Annotated in this window: 1 protein-coding gene and 3 pseudogenes; 1 reads left to right on the top strand and 3 read right to left on the bottom strand. The window is 35.1% G+C overall.

What is annotated here, in order from left to right:
• A pseudogene (locus AC07E5_RS09665) lies at positions 1-116 on the top strand (transposase); the annotation flags it as partial.
• A gap of 31 nt (positions 117-147) precedes the next feature.
• Here AC07E5_RS09665 and AC07E5_RS09660 read toward each other — a convergent pair.
• The 3 genes and pseudogenes from AC07E5_RS09660 to AC07E5_RS09650 all read right to left on the bottom strand — a co-directional run.
• Positions 148-261: pseudogene (locus tag AC07E5_RS09660) on the bottom strand (IS5/IS1182 family transposase); the annotation flags it as partial.
• Positions 262-292: 31 nt separating this feature from the next.
• Positions 293-431 (bottom strand): annotated as a pseudogene (locus AC07E5_RS09655) (transposase); the annotation flags it as partial.
• Between the two features lie 52 nt (positions 432-483).
• Positions 484-698 (bottom strand): transposase (locus tag AC07E5_RS09650; RefSeq protein WP_498625329.1); only part of this gene is annotated, 215 nt, incomplete at its 5' end.

The following is a 698-nucleotide window of genomic DNA, read 5'->3' as shown; positions in this document are numbered from 1 at the left end:
GGAAGCAGATGAAATATTATTGGCGAGATTTTCAAGTCATGACAGCTGATAAAATAGAGCAATGGGTGGAGAGAGTATCAAACCAATTCGGAAAAGAATACATGTTTACTTTTTAATGACAGCTTAACTACCTTAAACATTCCAAATTTAAGATACAACTTGGGTATGAGGTCGACCTAATTCTGTGAATTTATTCAAGACTGCTATGCGTGCATGAATCTCATTCACCTGACTAGGAAAACTCCTTGATGTTAATTTATCGGCACTGTTGCAAATAGGGACCTAAGTCGATAATTTGGTTTTGATGAACATCAAATTCAGCACTCAAGTCAGCAAGTGTTTTTTCTGCTTTAATTGCAGCAAGTGTTACCTTTGCTTTAAAGTCGTTTGAATGATTTCTTCTTGGTTTTACGTGCCATAAAATACTCCATTTATTAATGTTTATAACATCATTTGAGGAGCAGGATATCATTTAAGCTGTCATTAAAAAGTAAACATGTATTCTTTTCCGAATTGGTTTGATACTCTCTCCACCCATTGCTCTATTTTATCAGCTGTCATGACTTGAAAGTCTCGCCAATAATATTTCATCTGCTTCCATACCATCTCGATTCGATTTAACTCAGGGCTATAAGCTGGAATAAAATACAAATTCGTCGAAAAGTTACTTTTAAGTAGCTCTCTGTAATCAGCCATCT

This window comes from Acinetobacter seohaensis (genome assembly GCF_056431365.1).
This window is presented reverse-complemented; position numbering and strand designations above follow the sequence as displayed.